Origin of the sequence: Embleya australiensis, assembly GCF_051903075.1 — a bacterium.
GTDB lineage: Bacteria > Actinomycetota > Actinomycetes > Streptomycetales > Streptomycetaceae > Embleya.
In genome coordinates this window covers 576,017-592,722 of record NZ_CP182422.1, presented here as the reverse complement: position 1 = coordinate 592,722, position 16,706 = coordinate 576,017, and the positions used below count along the sequence as shown (strand labels likewise).

Sequence of the window (16,706 nt, the reverse complement as noted above, 5' to 3'; positions counted from 1 at the left end):
CATGCAGTTCCAGCAGCTCGTCTACTTCGTCGCGGTCGCCGAGACCCGGCACTTCACCCGTGCGGCGGCCCGCACGCACGTCGCGCAGCCGTCGTTGTCCAAGCAGATCCGGGCCCTGGAGCACGAGTTGGGGGCCGAGTTGTTCACCCGGGTGCGCGGCAACATCGCGCTCACCCCGGCGGGGGAGCGGCTGCTGCCGATCGCGCGGCGGATCCTGGCGGATGTGGACGTGGCCCACCTGGAGGTGGCCGAGCTGGTCGGGCTGCGCTCGGGGCGGGTCCGGATCGGGGCCACGCCGTCGTTGTCGGCGAGCCTGCTGGCCGAGGTGCTGCGCGGTTTCCAGGACCGCTACGCCGGGATCCGGCTGCTCGTCGACGAGAACGGCTCGCGCGATCTGGTGCGCGCGCTGCTGCGCGGTGATCTGGACCTGGCGCTGATCGTGGTGCCGCCGCAGGGGGTCGGCGCGGCGCTGACCACCGAGCCGCTGCTGCGCGAGGACCTGGTGCTCGCGGGCCGCCCGCCGGTGGCCGGCCCGACCGTGCCGATCGCGGCGCTGCGGGGGGTGCGCCTGGTGATGTTCCGGGAAGGCTACGACCTGCGTGAGGCGACCCTGACGGCGTGTCACGAGGCGGGGTTCGAGCCGGAGTTCGCGATCGAGGGCGGCGAGATGGATGCGGTCCTGCGGTTCGTCGAGGTGGGTTTGGGGCCGGCCATCGTGCCGAGCATGGTGCTGGCCGGACGACCCGGCCTGACCGCGACGCCGCTGGCCCCGCCGGGCCTGTCCCGCACCATCGCGCTCGCGCATCGCAGCGACGCCGCGCTCACCCACGCGGCGCGGGCGTTCCGGGAGGAGCTGGTGGGGTTCCTGACCCCCGAGCGGCTGCCGGCGGGTGTCGAACGGATCGGGCGGGCGACCCCGGGCGGGTGACGCCCGCCGGAGGCGCTCTCAGCCGAGCGCCATGACCAGGCACGTCGTGGTCGCCGTCGCGAGCACCCGGCCCCGGTCGTCGGTGAGTTCGGCCTCGGCGGTGCGGATGGTGCGCCCCCGGTGGACGACCCGGCCCTCGGCGCGCAGCGTGCTGCCGTCCAGCGGACCCGGGCGCAGGTAGCGCACGGAGATGTCGAGCGAGGTGTAGCCGGTCGCGGGCGGCAGCGTGGTGTGCACCGCGCAGGCCATCGCCGAGTCGAGCAGCGTGGCGGCGATGCCGCCGTGCATGGTGCCGATCGGGTTGGCGAACTCGGGTCGCGCGCTCGCGCTGAAGACGACCCGGCCGTCCTCGACCTCCTCGGGCTCCATCCCGATGAACGGGCCGATCCCCGTGGGCATGCCGTGGTCCCGCAGGGCCAGCAGCTGTTCCAGACCGGTCGGTCCCGTGGTCGACGACATCGTGCTCATCCCGAACCCCTCACCTGAGTTGACGTTGTCAAGTTGACAACGTCAACTCGCCGGCTGTCAACTGGGAGCGTGCCCGACACCCGTCGCTCCCGCGCCCGCGCCCGACCCGGCGACGGGGCGCTGCTGCGCGGCGAGATCCTGGCCGCCGCCACCGCCCTGCTCGACGAGGCCGGCGACGAATCCGCGCTGACGCTGCGCGCGGTGGCCGCCCGCGCCGGGGTGACCACGCCCTCGGTGTACCTGCACTTCGCGAACAAGCGGGAACTGGTCGACGCGGTGTGCCTGGCGGTTTGGGAGGACCTGGGGCGGCGGATGCGCGACGCGGGCGCGGGGATCGAGGATCCCTACCAGGCGATGCGTCGGCACGGCGCCGCGTTCGTCCGCTTCGGGCTCGAACACCCGGTGCAGTACCGCCTGTTGATGATGCGCCCGCGCTCGGGCGAGGATGCCGAGTGGAGTGCGGCCGACGCGTGCCTGGACTGGGTCGGCGAGGCGATCCGGCCGTGTCTGGAGGCGGGCGTCCTGGTCGGCGACCCGACCCGGCTGGCGCTGCAGATGCTGGCCGCGCTGCACGGCCTGGTGGCGCTGTATCTGGCCCGGCCCGACTATCCGTGGCCGGACGACGTGGAGACCATGGCCGACGAGGTGACCCGGATGGCGGGGCTCGGCTCGGCGCTGGCCGGACGGCTGCGCGGCCCCGGTCCGGCGCCCACCACCGGCGCGTTCACGGCGGGGTTCGACGCGCTCGCCGACCGGCTGCGGCGGCCGGATCCGGCCGCCGGGCCCGACGCGACGGAGTGAGGGCGGCGGGCCGCTCCCGAGGGGCAGGAGGGGAGACGGCCGCGCGTACGACGGTCGAGGGTCAGCGACCCTTGCGCTTGTCCGCCTGCTTCTTCACCTTGTCGACGATCGACTTGACCTTGTCCGGGTTCTGCTTGGCGTAGTCGGTCGCCTTCTTGATCAGCTTGTCGAGACCGGCCATGACGCCCACTCCTTGTTTCTCGCGGGGCGAACGGGTCGCCACCGCCGTGGTTCGGTGTTGCTCTGGTTCAGGATCAACCGCGGACCGGGGCGAATCGTTCCCTCGGGAAGATTCGTTCCCGGAGGCCGCGGCAGGGTCGCACCGAAAAACGGTGCGACCCTGCCGCGCGGCGTGTCCGCGGGCCGTGCCCGAGTGGATCCCCGGACGGGGAGCCGGCTCAGACGTTGACGCCGAAGTCCTTCGCGATGCCCGCGAGACCGGAGGCGTAGCCCTGGCCGACGGCGCGGAACTTCCACTCGTTGCCGTTGCGGTACAGCTCACCGAAGACCATCGCGGTCTCGGTGGACGCGTCCTCGGTGAGGTCGTAGCGCGCCAGTTCGTTGTTGTCGGCGCGGTTGACCACGCGGATGTACGCGTTGCGGACCTGGCCGAACGACTGGTCCCGGGCCACCGCGTCGTGGATGGAGACCGGGAAGACGATCCGCTGCACGTCGGCCGGCACCGAGGCCAGGTCGACGTTGACGGTCTCGTCGTCGCCTTCGCCCTCACCGGTGAGGTTGTCACCGGTGTGCTGGACCGAGCCGTCGGGGCTGGTCAGGTTGTTGTAGAAGACGAAGTGCAGATCGGACAGCACCCGACCGTCGTTGCCGAGCAGCAGCGCGCTCGCGTCGAGGTCGAAGTCCGCACCGGTCGTGCTGCGCGCATCCCATCCGAGACCCACCGCGACGGCGGTGAGGCCGGGCGCGGCCTTGGACAGGGATACGTTGCCGCCCTTGGCGAGACTGACTCCCATGGCAGTGCTTCCTTCCCTCGTGCATATTCGGGTACGGGCGGATCGGGTGATCACCGCGACGGCCGCCCACCGGGGTAAATCTACAGGAATGTAGAAGTCCGATGTGCGCCGCCGTGACGCGCGCATGACGCGCATCGTGCGATCGCCCATGCAGTGATACCCCATCCCACCACGGGTGGACGACAACGGGTTGCCGAACTGTGGGTGCGGTTCCGTCGATTCCGCCACATCCGCCGTTGTCGTGGGGGTTCGCGCGCCCGCGCATCACCCGCGCACGGGCTCCGTCGGCTCGTCGCCGGGTAGGCGCGCGGGCGTCGGGCCCGGTATTCGGGCGGCCAGCCGAAAGCCCCCGTCGACCACTCCGGCGGACAACGTGCCCCCCTCGGCCGCCAGTCTGCGACCGAGCGAGCCCAGCCCCATGCCCACCGCGGTCGGCGCCGGACCCACCGGGGCGCGGACCCCGTCGTTGGTCAGCACCAACACCACCTCGCCGCACGGCTCCACCGTCGCGGTGATCGCACACCGCCTCGCGTCGCTGTGCCGCAGCACGTTGGTGGTGCCCTCGCGCAACACGGTGGCCAGCGCGGTGTCCACGCCGACCGGCAACGCGCCGACCTCGACCGAGACCTCCACCGCCATCCCGGCCGCCGCCAGCACGTCCCGGGCGGAGCGCGCCTCCACGGCCAGCGACATCCCGCGATACCCGCCCGCGACCGTGCCCACGTCCGCCAGCGCCTGTCGCGCCATGGTCAGCCCCTGGGCGACCCGCTCCGCCGCCGACTCCGGGTCCCGATCGGCCAGCCGCAGCGCCAGCTGACTCTCCAACACCAGCGCGGACAGGCTGAATCCGAGCAGGTCGTGCAGATCGTGCCCGAACCGCAGCCGCTCACGGGCCACCCGCACGGCCGCCAACTCGGCGCGCGCCGCGTTCAGCGCCCGCGCCACGTCGGCCATCCGCACCAGCCCGTACACCAGCGCGGCCCGCTCCAGGATCCACACCACGTGGTAGACGTGGTCGAGCGCGGTCGGACTCCACGTCCCGAAGTACAGGTCGTGACAGGCGAACCCGATCACCGCGAGCACCCGCCACGGCCCGCGCAGCAGCACCAGCGCGATGCCGGCCAGGAACAACCCGAGCGACCACGTCTTCGCGTCGAACACCACCAGCGGGACGTACGCGAGCGCGACCTGCGCCGCGAACGTCCACCGCCACCCCCGGGGCCGACCGGCCGCGGCCGGCGTGCAGTTGCGGATGTACAGCGCGACGAACCCGGCGAGCAGCAGCAGGAACAGCGCCTGCCGCGCGGGGGAGTAGTGGCTCGCCGCCAACAACCGCACCGGCAGCGGCACCACGATCAGCACCAGGATCACCACGCGCAGCACCGACACGGCCCGCGGCGTCGGCTCGACCGCGATGGCCGGCGGCGGCGTGCCCGCGACGCTCTTGTGCGCGTGCGCGTAGGCGCGCACCTCGGTCATCGCGCCCCGGGCCTCGGCCAGCGCCTCGGTCAGCGCCACCCGGGCCCGCTCCGGACACTCGCGCAGCTCGGCGACCAGCACCTCGCCGCGCTCGACGATGCGGGTCAGACTCGCCCCGACCCCGTCGGTCAGGTGCCGGGTGAAGCGCAGCCGCTCGCGGGCCACCTCGGCGTCGGCGAGCGCGGTGCGCGTCGCGGCCAGCGCGGCCACCAGATCGGTGAGCCCGGCCAGCGCGTACACCGCGAGCCCGACCAGCGCGGCCTGGCCGAAGACCAGGTACAGCGCCTCGACCACGGTGGGCCGCGCCGCGAGACCCACCGGCACCTGGACGGCCACAACCGCCGCGAACCCGGCCCAGCCCGCCCACGCGGGCCGGAGCAGCAGCAGCGCGGCACCGGCCAGGAAGCCCGGGTTGCCGTACCAGGTGTCGTGGAACCAGGTCATCGGCAGATAGGTGAGCACCGCCTGCGCGCCCAGCGTCCAGACCCAACCGCGCGGCCGGGAGCAGTCGGCCGGCCGTACGCAGTTGCGCATGTGCAGGGCGACCAGGGTGAGCAGCATGGCCAGCGCGGCGCCCTTGGCCGTCGTGGACAGCCGGGTCGACTGGACCAGGCCGACGAAACCGCCGAAGAAGAAGCCGCAGGTCACGGTCGCGACCACGACGCGCGCGAGCAGCGGTGCCCACGCGGCGTCGTCCCGGGGACCGGCGGCGATCCGCGGCACGCTGCGACGACCCCTCGACGCCATGACTCTCCCGTGCTGACAACCGATGCGCTCCACGGACGCGATGTCGGGCCGCCCGTACACCCGCCGCTCCCGCAACGGCAGGGCAAACCGTACCGACCGGACATCCGACCGTCACCCCGGGGCCCGGCTCCACCGCCGGTTACGCGGCGTCACTCGCACGGATCACCCCGCCGGCGGGGCCGACCGGTCCGTTCGATGGTGACGAGAAGTGATCGGGATCCGGGACGAGCAGGAAGCGAGGCGCCCATGTTCGCGGCCCTGGGCGGATTTGTCGTACGCAGGCCCTGGTGGGTCATCCTCGCGTGGGTGATCGCCGCCGGTGTGGTGATCGGTCTGGCGCCGAAGCTGACCTCCTCCACCGACGAGAAGAGCTTCCTCCCCAAGTCCTACGAGTCGGTCCGCGCGTCCGACCTGCGCGAGCGGGCGTTCCCGCAGCAGGAGAACGTCGGCGCGGTGATCGTCTTCCAGCGGGCCGACGGCAAGCCGCTGACCCCGGCCGACAGCGCCGTGGTGGCGCGGGTCTCCACGGCGGTGGAGGCGCAAAAGATCAAGGACGTGCTGGGGGTCACGCCCGGCCAGGTCTCGCCGAACGGGCTGGTGCAGACCGCGATGGTGGCCATGCCGGAGGTCAAGGACCCCAACGACGAGACCCCGCAGGACGCGGTCGAGGCGATGCGCAAGGAGGTCAAGGCGCAGGTCGCCGGGACTGACCTGACCGCCGGGATCACCGGCTCCGCCGCGCAGGCGCTGGACGAACGGGACTCGTCGGAGACCGCCGGCACCCTGGTCGCGGTGGGCACGATCGTGATCATCGTGCTGCTGTTGCTGATCATCTTCCGCAGCCCGATCATCGCGCTGCTCCCCGTGGTGATCATCGGACTGATCTCGCCGATGGCCACCGGACTGATCGCGTCGGCCAACAAGGTCTTCGACATGAAGGCCGACAGCTCGATCGAACAGTTGCTCACCGTGGTGCTGTTCGGCGTCGGCACCGACTATGTGCTGTTCCTGCTGTTCCGCTATCGCGAGGTGCTGCGCGAGGGGGTCGACCCGAAGAACGGCATGGTGCGCGCGGTCTCCCGGGTGGGCGAGGCGATCGCCTCCGCCGCGGCGGCGGTGATCGTCGCGTTCGCCGCGCTGACCCTGTCCACCCTGGGGATGTTGCGCTCGATGGGGCCGGCCCTGGCGATCGCGGTGTTCGTGACGCTGCTGGCCGGACTGACCCTGGTGCCGGCCGTGGTCTCGCTGCTCGGCACGCGCGTGTTCTGGCCGTCCAAGTCCTGGCGGGTGGCCCCGCACGGCACCGGCTTCGCCCGACTCGGGCGCGGCATCGGCCGGCGGCCTGTGGTGTTCGCGGTGGCCTCCGCGCTGGTGATGGGGGTGCTCGCGATCGGCGCGCTGGGTTACAAGGCCAACTTCGACCTCGCCGGCTCCTCGCTGCCGTCGGACAAGGAGTCGGTCAAGGCGATGAAGAGCCTGGAGAAGGGCTTCCCGCCGGGGACCACCGACCCGACCGAGGTCTACCTCGAGTCCACCACCGGCCGGCCGCTCACCCCGCAGGAGCGGGCCGCCTTCGAGGCGGAGCTGCGCGGGGTGAAGGGGGTCGGCTCGGTGGCCGAGCCGGTGCTCACCCCCGACCTGGCGACCGCGTTCTACTCGGTGGTGCTGTCCGACTCGCCGGCCACCGACGCGGCGCTGTCCACGGTGAAGAACCGGCTGCGGCCGACAATGCACGAGGCCGCGCCGGACGGCACCCGGGCGCTGGTGGGCGGGATCACCGCGGTCTACGTGGACATCAATCGCGCGGTGGACCGGGACTACTCGGTCGTCTTCCCGGTCGCGGCGGTGTGCATCATGATCATTCTGGGACTGCTGCTGCGCAGCCTGGTTGCGCCGTGGTACCTGATGGCCTCGGTGGCGCTCGGATTCGGCGCCACCCTCGGGGCGACCTCGGTGCTGTTCCAGAAGATCGGGGACCAGCCGGGGCTGATGTTCATGCTGCCGGTGATCATGTATCTGTTCGTGGTCGCGCTGGGCACCGACTACAACATCCTGATGGTGTCCCGACTGCGCGAGGAGGCCCGCGAGGGGCACAACCCGCACGACGCGGCGGCCGTGGCGGTCAAGCACTCCGGGCCCACCATCGCCGCAGCCGGCGTGATCCTGGCGGGCACCTTCGCCACGCTGATGCTGGCGGGCAACTCGACGCTGTCCCAGATGGGCTTCGCGCTCTCCAGCGGGATCGCGATCGCGGCCTTCATCATGGCGCTGATCTTCACGCCGAGCCTGACCGCGCTGATCGGCCACACGGCGTGGTGGCCGGGGCACGGGGACACCAAGCCGGCGGGGGAGAAGGAGCGGGCGGGCGCGCCGGTGGGCTGAGGGGCGAGGTGGGGCGGGGCGGTGGGAGCGGGCGGGACGTGGCGTGCGGGGTGCCGTCCGGGTCAAGGCAGCAGCCGGGCCGCCCGTCCCGGATCAGGGCAGCAGCACCCGGAACGCCGCGCCCTCGCCCGGGGCAGTGCGTACCTCGACCCGGCCGCCGTGAGCGTTGACCAGGGCGGCGACGATGGCCAGGCCGAGGCCGGAGCCGCCGCCGGCGGCGCGGCTGCGCGAGGAGTCGACCCGGTAGAAACGTTCGAATACGCGCTGAGCGTGAGCCGGGGTCAGGCCGGGGCCGGCGTCGGCGACCTCGAGGGCCGCGCACCGGTCCGGCGGCCCGGTCCGGCCCACCGCGATCCGGATCGTGGTCCCGGCCGGGGTGTGGGTCAGCGCGTTGGAGACCAGGTTCGCCACCACCTGGCGTAGCCGGGACTCGTCGCCGAAGACCGTCACCGGATGCGCCGGGCCGCCGTCCAGGCCGGTCAGCGTCACCGCGCGGTCCGGGGCCAGGGTCTTGATGTCGTGCACCGCGTCGGCGGCCAGGATGCGCAGGTCCACCGGCTCGTTGCACAGCGGCCGCTGCTCGTCCAGGCGGGCCAGTTGCAGCAGGTCCTCGACCAGGCCGCCCATCCGGATCGCCTCGTCCTCGATGCGCCGCATCGTGCGGGCCACCTCGGCCGGATCGGTGAGCGCGCCCATCCGGTACAACTCGGCGAAGCCGCGCACGCTGGCCAGCGGCGTGCGCAACTCGTGCCCGGCGTCGGCGACGAACCGGCGCATCCGGGTCTCCGACTCGGCGCGGGCCGCGAACGCGGTCTCGATCTGCGCCAGCATGCCGTTGATCGACGTGGACAACCGGCCGATCTCGGTGCCGGGCGCGGGTACCGGGACCCGGTGGGACAGGTCGCCCGCCGCGATCGCCGCCGCCGTCTCCTCGATCCGGCGCAGCGGACGCAGCCCGCCGCGCAGCGCGAACCAGCCGGCCGCGGCCAGTACGGTCAGGCAGGTCAGACCGATCAGCAGGCACACCGTGCGCATCCGGTCGACCGCCGCCCGGACGTCGTTCAGCGGCTGGGCCAGCACCACGCTGCCCTCGCCGCCCGCCGTCGGCACCGCGAGCACCCGCCAGCGGGTGTCGCCGGACACCGAGTCGGTCTCGAACGGATGCCGGCGAAGCGCCGTCACGGTGACCGCGTCCAGGCGGGGCAGCCGCGGGCCCAACTCCTCCTCGGCGCCGGGCGAGCGCACCCGCTGGCGAGTGGTGCCGTCCGGGTTCAGGTACTCGGCCACGATCCGACTCGGCAACACGCCGAACGCCCGCCCGCGACCGCCGGGCGGCGGCCCGTTGCCGCGCGGCTCGCCGGGGGGTTCGGGCGGGCGGTACGCCATGCCCCGCGCGGCCTGGTTCAGTTGCCGATCCACCTGGTCGGTGAGGTAGCCGCGCAGCGAGCCCACCACGACCGCCTGGCTGACCAGCAGGGCAACGGCGACCAGGGTCATCGCGATGACCAGCACGCGGACGCGCAGCGACGATCGGCTCGGGTGCGGGAGGCGCATCCCGGCGCCGTCAGGCCGACGGCTGCGGGCGCCGCAGCACGTATCCGACCCCGCGCACGGTGTGGATCAACTTGCCACCGCCGACGTCGAGTTCGATCTTGCGGCGGAGGTAGCTGATGTACGACTCGACGATGCTCAGATCGCCGCCGAAGTCGTACTGCCAGACGTGGTCCAGGATCTGCGTCTTGGACACGACCCGGCCGGTGTTGAGCATCAGGTAGCGCAGCAGTTTGAACTCGGTGGGCGACAGCGACACCGGCCGTCCGCCGCGCAGCACCTCGTGACCGTCCGGGTCGAGTTCGAGATCGGCGACCACGATCCGGTTGGAGGACGTCGGCACCCCCTCGCCGCCGTGCACCCGGCGCAGCACCGCGTGGATCCGGGCGATCAACTCCTCGAGGCTGAACGGCTTGGTGACGTAGTCGTCCCCGCCCAGGGTCAATCCGGTGATCTTGTCCTTCGTGGTGTCCTTCGCGGTCAGGAACAACACCGGCAGCCGGGTGCCGTCGGCGCGCAGTCGGCGGACCACCTCGAAGCCGTCCAGGTCGGGGAGCATCACGTCGAGCACGACCAGGTTCGGCCGACACCGCGCGACGGCGGCCAGCGCGTCGGCGCCGTCGGCCGCCGAGTCGACCTCGAAACCGGCGAAACGCAGGCTGGCGGAGAGCAGTTCGCGAATGTTCGGCTCGTCGTCGACGACGAGCAGGCGGGTCCGGGCGCCCTCGGCGGGCGTGGCCATCTAGCCCGCCCCGCCGGTCGCGCCGCCGGTGCCGCCCGCGCTGCCCGTCGTGCTTGCGCCACCGCGGCCGAGGGGAGTGGTGCCCTGGGCGACGGAGGTCGCGGTCACCGCGCCGTCGGCGCCGGTCGCGCCGCGCACCACGACGGTGTCGCCCGGCTTCAGGTCGACGGTGCGCCCGTCGCGGGTCACCTGGATCTTCGTTCCGGCGTCGGTCTTCACCTTCACGATGTTGCCGGCCGAATCTGAGACGTAGATGAAAGAGTCGTCGACGACCTTCACCGTCCCGGTGGTCAGATCCGAGCCCGCGCCGGAGCCCGCGCCGGGCGTGCTGCCGCCGGCCGGGCGGCCGGCGCCCGGTTGGGCGCCGCTGCCGCCGCCGGCGGTGCGGGCGGTGAACGGGTTCGCGCCCTGCTGCGCCGTGCTCTGCCCGGTGCCGCCGCCCGCGTGGTCCTTCTGTACCTCGACGCCGGCGAGGAAGCCCGCGGACACGAGCACACCCGCGCCCAGGGCCAGGGTCAGCGCGGGCAGGCGGCGGCGGGGCGGGGCGGCCAACTCGTCGGCGACGTCGCGGGCGGCGGGCGGTCGGGCGAGGATGTCCTCCGGCGATTCGTCCGGCGCGTCGGCGGCGGCCGGTTCGGTGCGGAAGCCGCCGACGAAGCCGGACGGCTCGGGATCGGTGGGCTCGTGCGGGGTCTCGTGAGCGGGGGATCCGGGCGTGCCGGAGTCGGGCGCCGGCTCGCCCGGTACGGGGTCGAGTGGGCGGGTGTCGTGCGGGTCGAGGCCGGGCTTCGGCGTCATGGTCGGGATTCTCCTCCGGAACGGCGGTGGGTGGTCGGGCTATTCGTGCCGCAGTGCTTCGATCGGCCGCAGCGCGGCGGCGCGCGCGGCCGGGTAGCCGCCGAAGAACAGCCCGATGGCGACCGACACGGCGAACGAGCCGACCACCGAACTCGGCACCACGACGGGCGTGATCCCGACCACCTCGAAGCGGGCGGCGAACAGCCCGGCGGCCACCCCGAGGCCGCCGCCGATCACCGACAACAGCGTGGACTCGGCGAGGAATTGGCCCAGGATTGCCCCGCGCGGCGCGCCGATCGCCTTACGGATGCCGATTTCGCGGGTGCGTTCGGCGACCGTCACCAGCATGATGTTGGTGATGCCGATCCCGCCGACCAGGAGCGAGATCGCGGCCACCGCGGCGAGCAGCACGGTGAAGGTCTTGTTGGTCTCGTCGTTGGCGCTCAACAACGACTGCTGGTTGGTGATCCGGAAGTCGCTCTGCGTCGAATCGGTGATCCGGTGCCGGTTGTTCAGGATCGAGGTGACCTCGTCCTGGGCGAGCGTGGTGTCGGCGGAGGAGGTGGCCTGTACGGCGATCGCGGACAACGAACCGTAGCCGGTCAGGCTGTCGCGCATGGTGGTCACCGGCAGCACGATGGTGTCGTCGGAGTCGGCCGCGCCGTTGCCGCCCTTGGTGCGCAGGACACCCGCGACGCGGAACGGCACGCCGCCGACCAGGATTTCCTTGTCGATCGGGTTCTCCGTGCCGAACACGTTCTCCACCGTGGTGCTGCCCAGGATTGCCACTCTGCGCCGGGAGTTCACGTCGTCGGTGCCGAACAGCGCGCCTTGGCCCAGGTCGTGGTTGGTGGTGGCGAACCAGTCCGGCGTGGTGCCGACGATCTGGGACACGGTGACCGACTGGCCGGCGTAGGTGACGCTCTGGGACGTGGTCTGCACTGGGGCGGCCGACTTCACGTGCGGGGCCAGGGCCTTGTCGACCAGGGCCCGGGCATCGTCCGGGGTGAGGTCCTTGAGCGTGCCGCCCTGTCCGGCCGCGCCGAATCGCCCGCCGCCCGCGGTGTGCGAGACGGTGAGCAGGTTGGTGCCGAGGCGCTGGATGGAGGCCTGTACCGACTTGGACGAGCCGTTGCCGACGGCCACGAGCAGGATCACCGCGCCGACCCCGATCAGTACGCCGAGCATGGTCAGCGCGGTCCGGATCTTGTTCGCGGCCAGGCCCAGGACGGCGAATCGGAGCACTTCGACGGGGTTCACCGACGGGGGCCTTCCACGAGCGGGCCGGCCGCGACGGGCTCGGCAGTGGTCGGCGCGGATGCGGGGGAGCGTCGCCGGTCGGATACCACCAGGCCGTCGACCAGGCGCAGGACCCGTTCGGCGCGGGCGGCGACCTCGTCCTCGTGGGTGATGATCACGATCGTGCGGCCGGCCTCGTGCAGCCGGTCCAGGATGCCCAGCACCTCGCGGGTGCTGTGGCTGTCCAGGTTGCCGGTGGGCTCGTCGGCGAGCAGCAGGGCCGGGGCGGTGACCAGGGCCCGGGCCAGCGCGACCCGTTGCTGTTGGCCGCCGGAGAGTTCGTTGGGCGCGTGGTCGGCGCGGTCGGACAGGCCGACCAGGTCGAGCGCGGCGCGGGCGCGGCGGCGGCGTTCCCGGGCGCGCACCCCCGCGTAGGAGAGCGGGAGTTCGACCTGGGCGAGCGCGGTGGTGCGCGGGATCAGGTTGAACGACTGGAAGACGAAGCCGATGCGGCGGTTGCGGACCAGGGCGAGCTGGTGCTCGTCGAGCCGGCCGACGTCGAGGCCGTCGAGCAGATAGCGGCCCGAGGACGGGATGTCCAGGCAGCCCAGGACGTTCATCAGGGTGGACTTGCCCGAGCCGGAACTGCCCATGATGGCCACGTATTCGCCGACCTCGATGGTCAGGTCGACGCCGCGCAGCGCCTGCACGGCGGCGGCGCCGTGGCCGTACGACTTGGTCACCGCGCGGACGTCGATCACCGGCGCGGGCCCGCCCGCGTGCGGCCCGCTCATCGTGCGCCGCCGCGCGGGAAGCCGCCGCCGGTCGCGCCGCCGTTGCCACCGCTGCCACCGCCGGGGAAGACCGCGCCGCCGCCCGGGATTCCGCCGCCGCCGGTGCCGCCGCGGGTGGATTGGCCGGAGCGGCCCGACGTGGAGCCGGTGCCGGTGGCGACGGTGCCGATCACGATCTCGTCGCCCTCGGCCAGGCCGGAGAGGACCTGCGTGGTCTGGTCGCCCACCACGCCGAGGGTCACCGTGCGGCGCTGTTCGACGCCGTCGACGAGGACGCGTACCGAGGCGCCGGCACCGCCTGTGCTGCCGGGGCCGCTCGTACCGCCGCCGGTCACGGCCGCCGAGGGTACCTGGAGCGCGTTGTCCGCCTGGGCGACGATCACCGAGATGTTCGCGGTCTGACCGGTGCGCAGCGTGGACACGTCGCCCTGGAGCGCGATGGTGGCGCCGTACTTGACCGAACCGGCCGACCCGCCGCTGTCCGGGAGCGGATTGACGCTCACCACCTTGGCGTTCAGCCGAATCGCGGAGTTCACGTTGAGGGTGACGGTGGCCGGCTGTCCCGCCTTGACCTTGGCCGCGTCGGCCTCCGAGAAGGACACCCGGCTCTCCATGCCGGTCGGATTCGCGAGCACCACGAATCCGCTCGCCGTGCTGTTCGAGGACGCGGACGAGCCGCCCTGGCCGCCGGAACCGCCGGACCCGCCCGAGCCGGTGGAAGCGCCGGAACCGCCCGAGCCGCCGGCGGAGACGCTGTCGCCGACCTTGCCCGACACCGAGGCCACCACGCCGTCGGAGGGGGCGATCAGGGTGCAGCCGTCCAGGGCCCGTTGCGCGTCGGCGACCTTGTTGTTCGCCGTGACCAGGGCCGATTCGGCCTGGGTGACCGCCGCGGCGTCCACCGTCGTGCTCGGCGACGGGGTGGCCGTCGCGGTTTTGGTGACGGTGACGGTGACGGTCGGGTGCGGCTGGGCGACAGGGGTGGACGCGGACCCGGGCGGCGCCGTCGTGGGCGTGGCGGCGGGCACATCGCGGGAGGCGGTACCGCCGGTGCCGCCGCGTACGGCCGTGTTCTCGATGCCGGAACTCTGGTTGCCACCGCCCTGGTTGCCGCTACCGCCTCCGTTGCCGCCGCCTCCGTTGCCGCCCCCGCTCTGCTGGACCGGGGTGCCCGCGCGGGCCTTGGTCAGATTCGCCTGGGCCACGCTCACGGCCGACTTCGCCGCGTCCAGCCCCTCCTGGGCCTGGGCCGGATCGATCCGGGCCAGCACCTGGCCGGCGGTGACCCGGTCGCCCACCTTGACCGCGACTGCGGTGACCTTGCCCGCGGCGGTGAAGGCCACCCCCGTGTCGGAGGGCGAACTCAACGACCCGGACGCGGACACCGTGGCCATCACCGTGCCCTTGGTGACCTTGCCCGTACGCACCCGGCCGGCGCGCGTCGATCCGCCCCCGTCGTCCACCGCCGCGTAGGCGAAGCCGGCGCCGGTGACCAACGCGGCGGCCAGGGTCAGGTTGAGCAGGACCGACTTGCGTCGTAGTCGTACACGCCTCATGGCGGCCAAGACTGAACCGGACACGTGCCGGAAGGCTGTCGGCCGTCTGGGAGTTGGCCGGCAACGCGACGGCGGATCGAGGTCGTGAGCCGGGCGTGTATCGGTTGAAAGTGCTGTGATCGCGACAAATCGTCGGACCGATCGGGTCCGGGTTCCCAGCGAACTCCCAGGCGGCGCGCGGCCAATCACCATCCCGCCGTGCTTGAGTCCGGGGCGGATGGGTGGTGCGCCGTCCGGCGGCCGTTCCCGAGTCGCGTGGGAAGGACGTCATGACGAGGTACCCGGGTCGACCGGCGTGGACCACGGCGGTGGTGCCGGTCGCCGCCTCGGCACTCGTGTTGCTGCTGGCCGGATGTGGTGGGGGGAGCAGCGGCAAGAGCACGAGCGTCGCGGGTCCGTCGAGCGTGCCGAGCGCCGGTGCCGACGCCACGAAGGCGTACACCGACTGTCTGCGCGCGAACGGGGTCACGGTGCCGACCGGACGGCCGGGTGGGGGAGCCCGCCCGTCGGGTCGGCCCGATGGCACCGCCCGCCCATCCGATCGCCCGAGCCGTCCGGCCGGCGAACGCCCCTCGGGCTTCCCCGGCCGCCCACGCGCGACCGATCCCGCGCTCCGCAAGGCCGAGGAAACCTGCGCGACGCTGCGCCCCTCCCGCGCACCGGGCAGCCGAGGCACAGCCGCCCCGAACGGCGGCCCGAACGACTCCGGCATCCGGGCATTCGCAAGCTGCCTCCACGACCACAAGGTCGACCTGCCCCCGGGTGGCCCGTCGGCCCTCAACCGCACGGACCCTGCGGTCGCCGAAGCCCTGAAGATCTGCGAGGCACTCCTGCCGACGACACACCCGAGCCCGGCGGCTTCGTCGTAGCCGACGGCGCTCGCTCCGAATCCCTCGCCGTCACACGGCTACCGCAGCAGGCGGAAGAAGCGGCGGATCTCCTCCACGAACAGCTCCGGCTGTTCGAAGGCGGCGAAGTGGCCGCCCCGGGGAAGCTCGTTCCAGTAGCGCAGGTCGCGGAAGCGGTTGGCCGCCCAGCGGCGTGAGGCGCGGATGATCTCGTGCGGGAAGACCGAGCATCCGGTCGGCACGTCGACCTCGGCCAGGTCGGGATCGCGATAGCTCTCCCAATACAGGCGGGCCGAGGACGTGGCGGTGCCGGTCAGCCAGTAGAGCATCACGTTGTCGAGCATGTGGTCGCGCGGCAGCGCGTTCTCCGGGTGCCCGTCGCAGTCGGTCCACTGCCGGAACTTCTCCACGATCCAGGCGAGTTGGCCCACCGGGGAGTCGGCCAGGCCGTAGCCGAGGGTCTGCGGCCGGGTGGACTGGATCTTGCTGTAGCCGGAATCCCATTCGGAGTGCGTGGCCAGGTCGGCCAGCGCCCGGCGTTCCTCGGGCGTCGGGTCCTGCATCGCCTCGGCGTCCGGCATCGCCACCGGCATGTTCAGGTGGATCCCGAGCACGTGCTCCGGGTCCTGGCGGCCGAGCGAGGCGGTGATCATCGATCCCCAGTCGCCGCCCTGCGCGCCGTAACGCTCGTAGCCCAGGTCGGCCATCAGCCGCGCCCAGGTCCGGGCGATCCGGTCGACGCCCCACCCGGTTTCGGCCGGCCGATCGCTGAAGCCGTACCCGGGCAGCGAGGGCAGCACCACGTGGAACGCGTCCGCCGCGTCCCCGCCGTGTGCGACGGGATCGGTCAACGGGCCGATCACGTCCAGGAATTCGATGATCGAACCGGGCCAACCGTGGGTCAGGATCAGCGGTACCGCGTCCGGGTACGGCGCACGCACATGCAGGAAGTGGATGCCCACGCCGTCGAGTTCGGCCCTGAACTGCGGATGGGCGTTCAGCCTGGCCTCGGTTTTGCGCCAGTCGTAGGTGGTGCGCCAGTACTCGGCCAACTCCCGCGTGTACCCGAGCGGGATGCCCTGCGACCAGTCGGCCACCGGCTCCGCCTCGGGCCATCGGGTGCGCGCCAGGCGCTCCCGCAGATCGACCAGTTCGGCCTCGGGTGTCTCGATCCGGAACGGCGTGAGGTGCGACGGGGTGGGCATCGGCCGGCAACTCCATCCATGTGGACGTCAGGGCGAATCTCCGGGGCGGGTCTCCAGGGCGGTACTCAACCCGAACACCCGAGCGCATACCAGTGCCGGCCGCCCCCTTGGGCCCGAATCTCGAACACCGCCGGCGGCGCGCCGCACCGTGCTCCGTATGGGTGAAGTCGGGGCCCGACGCACCCGATCGGCTT

14 protein-coding genes are annotated in these 16,706 nt (G+C 72.7%); 4 read left to right on the top strand and 10 right to left on the bottom strand.

Going from position 1 to position 16,706, the window contains the following annotated elements; genetic code table 11:
- The first annotated feature begins 1 nt into the window (after position 1).
- On the top strand, positions 2-928 hold the full coding sequence (locus ACMXN5_RS02500; protein WP_439673786.1) for a LysR family transcriptional regulator: 927 nt from the start codon (positions 2-4) through the stop codon (positions 926-928).
- Positions 929-946: 18 nt separating this feature from the next.
- On the opposite strand, the gene ACMXN5_RS02495 is transcribed toward ACMXN5_RS02500, so the two are convergent.
- Positions 947-1,396, bottom strand: coding sequence for a PaaI family thioesterase (locus tag ACMXN5_RS02495; protein WP_395786878.1), 450 nt, complete (start codon positions 1,394-1,396; stop codon positions 947-949).
- Between the two features lie 69 nt (positions 1,397-1,465).
- On the opposite strand from ACMXN5_RS02495, the gene ACMXN5_RS02490 reads away from it, so the two are divergent.
- Positions 1,466-2,197, top strand: coding sequence for a TetR/AcrR family transcriptional regulator (locus ACMXN5_RS02490; protein ID WP_439673785.1), 732 nt, complete (start codon positions 1,466-1,468; stop codon positions 2,195-2,197).
- Positions 2,198-2,595: 398 nt separating this feature from the next.
- Here the strand turns inward: ACMXN5_RS02490 and ACMXN5_RS02485 are convergent, their stop codons facing one another.
- Positions 2,596-3,171, bottom strand: a complete 576-nt coding sequence (locus ACMXN5_RS02485; protein ID WP_395786880.1) for a TerD family protein — start codon at positions 3,169-3,171, stop codon at positions 2,596-2,598.
- Between the two features lie 264 nt (positions 3,172-3,435).
- Entirely contained in the window at positions 3,436-5,397 is a 1,962-nt protein-coding gene (locus tag ACMXN5_RS02480; protein WP_439673784.1) for a histidine kinase, read from the bottom strand.
- A 246-nt stretch (positions 5,398-5,643) separates the two neighbouring features.
- On the opposite strand from ACMXN5_RS02480, the gene ACMXN5_RS02475 reads away from it, so the two are divergent.
- On the top strand, positions 5,644-7,779 hold the full coding sequence (locus ACMXN5_RS02475; RefSeq protein WP_439673783.1) for an MMPL family transporter: 2,136 nt from the start codon (positions 5,644-5,646) through the stop codon (positions 7,777-7,779).
- A 93-nt stretch (positions 7,780-7,872) separates the two neighbouring features.
- Here the strand turns inward: ACMXN5_RS02475 and ACMXN5_RS02470 are convergent, their stop codons facing one another.
- Genes ACMXN5_RS02470 through ACMXN5_RS02445 form a run of 6 tightly spaced genes read right to left on the bottom strand, consistent with a single transcriptional unit; the run spans position 7,873 to position 14,459 of the window.
- On the bottom strand, positions 7,873-9,333 hold the full coding sequence (locus ACMXN5_RS02470) for an ATP-binding protein (protein WP_439673782.1): 1,461 nt from the start codon (positions 9,331-9,333) through the stop codon (positions 7,873-7,875).
- Between the two features lie 10 nt (positions 9,334-9,343).
- Positions 9,344-10,072 carry a response regulator transcription factor gene (locus ACMXN5_RS02465; protein WP_380000752.1) on the bottom strand — a complete coding sequence of 243 codons (729 nt, stop codon included), beginning with the start codon at positions 10,070-10,072 and terminating at the stop codon, positions 9,344-9,346.
- On the bottom strand, positions 10,073-10,870 hold the full coding sequence (locus ACMXN5_RS02460) for a hypothetical protein (protein ID WP_439673781.1): 798 nt from the start codon (positions 10,868-10,870) through the stop codon (positions 10,073-10,075).
- 39 nt (positions 10,871-10,909) lie between these two features.
- Positions 10,910-12,130, bottom strand: coding sequence for an ABC transporter permease (locus tag ACMXN5_RS02455; protein WP_439673780.1), 1,221 nt, complete (start codon positions 12,128-12,130; stop codon positions 10,910-10,912).
- Positions 12,127-12,903, bottom strand: a complete 777-nt coding sequence (locus tag ACMXN5_RS02450; protein WP_439673779.1) for an ABC transporter ATP-binding protein — start codon at positions 12,901-12,903, stop codon at positions 12,127-12,129. The genes ACMXN5_RS02455 and ACMXN5_RS02450 overlap by 4 nt, the downstream gene beginning before the upstream one ends.
- Positions 12,900-14,459 (bottom strand): efflux RND transporter periplasmic adaptor subunit, encoded by a 1,560-nt coding sequence (locus ACMXN5_RS02445; protein WP_439673778.1) that lies wholly within the window; start codon positions 14,457-14,459, stop codon positions 12,900-12,902. Before ACMXN5_RS02445 ends, ACMXN5_RS02450 begins: the two co-directional genes overlap by 4 nt.
- A gap of 269 nt (positions 14,460-14,728) precedes the next feature.
- Here ACMXN5_RS02445 and ACMXN5_RS02440 point away from each other — a divergent pair, with 269 nt between their 5' ends.
- The gene (locus ACMXN5_RS02440; RefSeq protein ID WP_439673777.1) at positions 14,729-15,328 is read left to right on the top strand and encodes a hypothetical protein; all 600 of its coding nucleotides are present in this window, start codon (positions 14,729-14,731) and stop codon (positions 15,326-15,328) included.
- Between the two features lie 38 nt (positions 15,329-15,366).
- On the opposite strand, the gene ACMXN5_RS02435 is transcribed toward ACMXN5_RS02440, so the two are convergent.
- Positions 15,367-16,512, bottom strand: a complete 1,146-nt coding sequence (locus tag ACMXN5_RS02435; RefSeq protein WP_439673776.1) for an epoxide hydrolase family protein — start codon at positions 16,510-16,512, stop codon at positions 15,367-15,369.
- Positions 16,513-16,706 lie beyond the last annotated feature (194 nt).